This window comes from Allobosea caraganae (assembly GCF_003351345.1).
Taxonomy (GTDB): Bacteria; Pseudomonadota; Alphaproteobacteria; order Rhizobiales; family Beijerinckiaceae; genus Allobosea; species Allobosea caraganae.
On the sequence record NZ_QQTO01000020.1, the window covers coordinates 243,682 to 250,389 of the forward strand.

The window sequence follows — 6,708 nt, forward strand, 5'->3', positions numbered from 1 at the left end:
CCAGGCCGGCGGATTTGCCCGCACCAGACATTTCGGGGCGCCCGCCTTGAAGGGGGCCAACTGTATCATCGCCCCGACAACGCAACATTGCGCAGCCACACTTACCAGAATCGGGGGTCTGCGCATCGACGATGGTCGTCGCCATCGTGCCAGGGCCGAGCGCGATGGGCAGCCCGACGGGATAGACGCCGAGGCTGGAGTTCGATTTGAAATTTTCGCGGTCTTTGTCAAAGCCTTGATGAGAGAGATGCTGCGACGTCCAGGCAGACGCTGTTGCGCGTGGCGGAAAGCCGCTGCAGCCGACGATCTCGAAGCCGCCCGAGTGCCCGCGACGGCTCTCGCTGCGGCCCCCTGACCCCTGGCCCCTGGCGGCTAGAGCATCGGACCGAAAAGTGGAATCCGGTTTTCGGAGGAATCCGATGCAATAACAAAGGCCTAGATCGCCACTTTGCGTCCGATAGGACGCACGGCGATCTAAGGCCTTATCTGCCGCGGGTGGAGTATTGAGGCGGAATCCTCTCCATAAGGGAGATCGAAACCCTTATCCTGTTCGCGGCTGAAGGGTTTTTCCTGCTCGACCCACGCGGTGCCCAGGTCACACGACTGCCATACCTGCGCCATTTGCAGCGGCAGCTGCGAGGGTGGCGAGAGAGTGCCGCCATTTGAACTTGCAGCAGCCGCGGAAGCTCAATATTTTTCTCGCACTATAGGGATAGTTGCGCGAGTCGGAGCATCTTCCGGATCCGCCGACGCGGGGCGCTATTCGGCGCCTGCATCACGACCAGCGTGCGCATGCTGGCGACAAGCGAGCGTACCGACACGATCCTGATCTGGCAGGGGATTGTCCTGATCGCCGTGCTCGCGGTGCCGGCCCTGTGGGTCTGGGTCTGGCCGACGCAGGAGCAATGGTTCTGGCTGATCATGCTCGCGCTGTTCGGCACTGCCGGGCAATGGCTGATCACGCGGGCCTATCAGGTCGGCGAGGCAGCGGCGCCGGCGCTGCCGACGTGGATCGGCGCCGCCATCGTCATCGGCGCGACGCTCTACATGATGCGCAGGAACGCGCGGGTCGTGGTCGCGGCGGCCCGAAGCGGCGAGGCTGGCGAGGGGCGGAAGCGGCCCCGGAGGGCGCGCCTGTTGCCTTTGCGTGACGCATGGGAATATTCCCCGGCCACTGGGCGGCGAGGCTTGAGTCGAAACCACGCATGCCCGAGCATTTCCACAATCGCCCGGGGGCGAACATTGTCTGATTCGTCGCTCGAAGGCGTTCTATGGGGAACTTCCCGGCCGCCTCTGTCCCGATGAGACCCGCAGGAATTCGGCCTGCCGCAGTTGCGACGGGCGGAGTGGCCGCGGCCAGGTAGCCCATCGTCCCCCGCATTCGCACATTTTTCCGTTCGCCGCATCGGCGGACGGAGCCCACGAGCCGCATGACCGAGGACACGCCGATGACTACCGCCTCGACTGACCGGGCTTCTGGCCGCTTTGCCCGAGCGGCCGGTCCCGGTAGCGCCCACCGCCAGTCCCGCAGCCTGCGGACCTGGCTGCTGTGCGGCGTCGCCATCGTCTGGACCGGCGCCGCGCTGCCTGCGAAGGCGGGAGACGGTGACGGTGCAAACGGGCAGCCGGGTAGCCTTTCGGGCGGGGCGGGTGGCACCGGCGGTTTGGTCGGCTCCATTTCGGACATGACTGGCGACAATGGCGGCACGGGTGGCGCTGCTGTCGGCGTTGGTGGGCAGGCACGCGGTGGTGGCGGCGGCGGCGGTGGTGGTACCGGTTATGTCGCAGACACCATCTCGGCCGTTACCGGCAACGCAACCGGCGGTAATGGCGGCCTCGGCGGCCTCGGCGGCAATCTGACGGGACAGTCCGGTTCGACCGGCTCGGGTTCGGGTGGTGCGGGCGGCCGTGGCGGGAGCGGTGGCAGCGGCGCAGGCGGGGGCAATCCCACGGGCAACGGCGGTGGCGGCGGTGGCGGCGGCAGCGGTCTTGTCATCACCGGAATCGGAAATTCCGTCAGTTTCGCAAGTGGTTCCCCGCAGATAATCACGGGCGGCGTGGGCGGCGCCACTCAGAAAGGCGCAGGAAGTGCAGGCGGCGCCTTTGGTGGAAGCGGCGGCCATGGCGTCGTCGTGGCGGGTGCCGGTAACGACGTGACCGTCGGGTCTACGACCACGCTGCTCGGCGGCGTCGGTGGTACCAGCGTGGAGTGGACGGGAGGCATCGGCGGGCGCGGATTCTTCGGCTCGGGCGCGAACACCTCGCTGACGCTGAACGCCGGCAGCACGGTTCGCGGCGGCAATGGCGGTGCGACCGTCGTAGGCGGCGGCGGCTTCGGTGCGGCCGGAGGTATCGGTGTTTCGCTCACTGGCGCGGGGGCGATCCTGAACGCATCCGGTACAATCAGCGGCGGCCAAGGCGCGAATTCGGTGGCCACCGATTCTCGAGGTGGCGGCGCCGGCGGGGAAGGTATCAACGCGGTTTCGGGCTCGACCCTCACCATCAATAGCACCGCCGTCATCACTGGCGGCGATGGCGGCAATAGCGGCAGTGCGAGCGTATCCAGTGCCGGCGCGGGTGGCGCGGGCATACTCCTCGCATCCGGTACGAACATAAGCAGCATCACGGCCGCCGGCACCATTACCGGCGGTACCGGGGGCGCGACTGTGAACGGTGCCTCGAGCGGAGTCGGTGGCGTTGGCATCAAGAGCACCGCGGCGAACACAGCGCTGGTGCTTCAGAGCGGGACCTTCTCAGGTGGACTGAGTTCCGCAGGCGTGCGGGCGAATGCGGTCGAACTCGCCTCCAACAACACTCTTGAGCTTCAGAGCGCGATAGGCGCCGGGGGCATCACACTCAACGGCAATGTGGTCGTGACAGGAGCCAGCCCCGCCGGCACATTGAAGCTTGGCGGCAGTGCTTCAAATTCATTCGACACGGCGATGCTGGACGCCGGCCAGAAGTTCCAGGGCTTTACGGCGTTTCAGAAGACCGGCGCGGGAACATGGACGCTCGACAATAGCACCACCGCCGTCACCCCTTGGACCGTGGCGGGCGGCACTCTGGTTGTCACGAGCGATGCGGCCCTCGGTGCCACAAGCAGCGCGCTCACCCTCGCCGGGGGCACGCTGGCCACCAGTGCCGGCTTCAGCACCGCACGGGCCGTCACCCTCGGCACCGGCGGCGGCACCGTCAGCACGGCGACGGGCACCACGCTGGCCCTGGGCGGCGCGCTTTCGGGAACGGGCAGCTTCACCAAGGCCGGCGCCGGCACGCTCCAGCTGACAGGCGATAACAGCACATTCAACGGCGCCACGATTGTGGATGGCGGCACCCTTGAGATCAGCGGCGGCAACTCGCTCTCGGACACCCAGCGCGCGACCATCGGGCTCAACGGGACGCTGTCCTTGACCGGCGGTTCAGAGACGCTGGGCTCGCTGGCGGGCGACGGCGCCGTGTCTCTCGGTTATCGACTCACCGCCGGCGGTGACGGCACAAGCTCGGAGTTCACCGGCGTCATCAGCAGCACGGGCAGTAACGGCATCGTCAAGACCGGCTCCGGCACGATGACGCTCAGCGGCGTCAACACCTATACCGGCTCGACGACGATCTCGCAGGGCACCCTGGCACTGTCAGACATCGGCTCCATCGCCAACAGCGCGGGAGTGTTCGTGGACATGGGCGCGACTCTCGACGTCTCCGGCATCGCGGCGCTTTCCGAGGCGGTCATCAAGGAGCTCAAAGACGGCAGCAGCGGCGGAGGCACCGTCACTCTGGGAGACAGGGCGCTCCGCATCAACCAGGCGTCGGATCAGAGCTTTTCCGGCATCTTCAGGGACGGAAGCAGCGGCAGCGGCAGTGGCCAGTTTACAAAGAGCGGCGCCGGCAAGCTGACCCTTACGGGCGATAGCAGCGCTTATACCGGCCTCTCCACGGTCGAGACCGGCACCTTGTCCATCGGCACCGGCGGCGTCCTGGGCGGCGGCGTAACCGTGCTGCAGAACGCGACGCTGGCCGGCGCCGGCGGCAGCGTGGCGGGCGAAGTCACGATCCAGTCCGGCGGCATTCTTTCAGGCGCGGCGGCCAGCGCGCTCCATGCCGGAACGCTCACCCTGGCGGATGGCGCCATCACGAACGTCACCTTCGGCGCCCCAGACCCGACACCCCTGTTCACCGCCGATAACCTCACGGTGGACGGAACATTGAACGTCAGCGGCACGCCCAGCTACGGCGCGGGCGTCTACCGCGTCTTCTCGAGCACCAATGCCTTGACCGACAATGGCCTTGCGCTCGGCGACACGCCCTCGGGGGCGTTCGGCGCCACGCTCCAGGTCGGAACCTCCACCGTGGACGTGGAAGTGGCCGCCTTTGATACCAGCCTGCAATATTGGAGCCCGGGAGGCGGCATGAGCCGGGGCGGTAGTGGGACCTGGGATTCCAGCACGGCCTGGTTGAACAATGACGCCACCCGTTCGGCCTGGGCCGGTGATCTCGGCGTCTTCGCCGGCGCGGCCGGCACCGTGACCGTCAATGGGACGCAATCGATCGGAACCCTGGAATTCATGACCTCGGGCTATGAGGTCGTGGCCGGCACACTCGGCAAGCTCGATCTCGGAGCCGATGGCGGGCGGCTATGGGCAGAGGGCGCGGCCGTCACTGCGACGGTCTCCACCGAGATCACCGGCACGGGCGCCCTCACCAAGATCGGCGCGGGGACCGTCATTCTTTCGGGCGCGAACACCTATCAGGGCGGCACGGTCATCGAGGCCGGCACGCTGCAGATCGCCTCGAACACCGCGCTCGGCAACGTGTCGGGCGGCGTGACCTTCGATGGCGGCACCTTGGCCCTTACGGATGCTATGACGATCGATCGCGCAATCACGGTCGATGCCGGCGGCGGCGTGTTGACCTTGGTGGCTGGTGAGACCGCGCTCGTGCGAGGTGGTATCAGCGGCACCGGCACCTTCACGACGGGGGGCCTCGGCACCTTGAATTTTGGCGGTGATACCAGCAGCTTCACCGGCGCACTGGTGGTACGCGAAGGCGTGATGGGGCTGAACGCCAGCGCTACGTTCGCGAATGCGAGCAGCGTCACGGTGAACGGCACCCTGAGTATGGGGAGCCTGGGCGCCTCGGGCACCACCTTCCACAACCTGTCCGGTGGGGTGGGTGGCCAAATCGTACTGGGCAGCAAGGCCCTGACCGTCGTGCAGAATGCTGCCGATACCTTTGCCGGCGTCATTTCCGGCACTGGAGCGCTGGTGAAGGACGGGGCCGACCTGCTGGTCCTCGCAGGCACAAATACCTATACCGGCGGCACCACCATCGCGGCCGGCACGCTGCAGATTGGCGCCGGCGGCACGAGCGGCTCGATCAATGGCGACGCCGCCAACAGCGGCACGCTCGCCTTCAACCGCTCCGATGCGGCGAGCTTCAGCGGCGCGATCTCGGGCAGTGGCCAACTCGTGCAGCTTGGCTCCGGCACGCTCACGTTGACCAGCAGCAACAGCTACACCGGCGGCACAACCATCGCGGCCGGCACCTTGCAGCTTGGCAATGGCAGCACGAGCGGCTCGATCACCGGCAACGTCGCCAACAACGGCACGCTCGCCTTCAACCGCTCCGACGCGCTGAGCTTCACTGGGGCGGTGTCCGGCTCGGGCTCGCTCATCCAGCTCGGGACCGGCACGCTGACGCTGACCGGCACGAACAGCTATTCCGGCGGCACCACCATCACGGCCGGCACGCTCGCCGGCTCGGCCACCAGCTTCGGCAGCGGCGCGATCCTCAACAACGCCGCGCTGGTCATCGACCAGCCCACCGACGCGGTCTTCGCCAATGCGATCGACGGCGCCGGCTCCTTCACCAAGCGCGGCACTGGGAGCCTCAACCTGACCGGCACGAGCGGGCTCAGCGGCCCGACCACCGTCGCGGCCGGCAGGCTCGCGGTGAACGGCTCGCTCGCCAACTCGTCCGTGACGGTGCAGGACGGCGCCACGCTCGGCGGCAACGGCACGCTGGGTGCGACCACGATCCTGTCCGGCGGCACGATCTCGCCAGGCAATTCGATCGGCACGCTTACGATCAATGGCGATCTCGTGCTGGCGCCCGGCTCGACCTATGTCGCCGAGATCGCCGGCAACGGCACTTCCGACAGCATCGTCGTCAACGGCATGGCGACGGTGACCGGCAGCCAGGTTGCGTTCACCGCGCTCGACCCGCAGACGAGCTACCAACGGGGCCAGCGCTACACCCTGCTCAGCGCGGCGGGCGGGGTTAACGGAGCCTTCACCAGGGCCACCACCTCCTCCGCCTTCCTCGACGTCGCGCTCGACCCCAGGACAGGCGAGGTCGATCTCGTCATCGCGGTCAAGGGCAGCGATCCCGGCATGCCGCTCGTCACTCCCACCGACCCCGGCACGCCGCTGGCCGTATTTCAGACCGTGGCGCAGACACGCAACCAGCTTTCGACCGCGCTGGCGCTGAACACGCTGCCGCAGGTCGGCGGGACGCTGGCGCTCTACAACAGCCTGCTGATGCTCGACGCCGGCTCGGCGCGCACCGCCTTTAACCAGCTCTCCGGCGAGGTCCATGCCTCGGCGAAGACGGCGCTGGTCGAGGAGAGCTCGGCGTTGCGCTCGGCCGCGCTCGACCGGCTGCGCTCGGCCTTCGGCTCGGTCGGCGCGGCGCCGATGGCGACGATGAACT

The 6,708-nt window shown here is 67.6% G+C and carries 2 protein-coding genes; both read left to right on the forward strand.

Annotation, left to right across the window (positions count from 1 at the left end):
• Positions 1–792: 792 nt before the first annotated feature.
• On the forward strand, positions 793–1,305 hold the full coding sequence (locus DWF00_RS14170) for a hypothetical protein (RefSeq protein WP_114831972.1): 513 nt from the start codon (positions 793–795) through the stop codon (positions 1,303–1,305).
• 125 nt (positions 1,306–1,430) lie between these two features.
• Positions 1,431–6,708: beta strand repeat-containing protein (locus DWF00_RS14180; protein WP_181832841.1), on the forward strand; the 5,278-nt coding region annotated here is incomplete at its 3' end.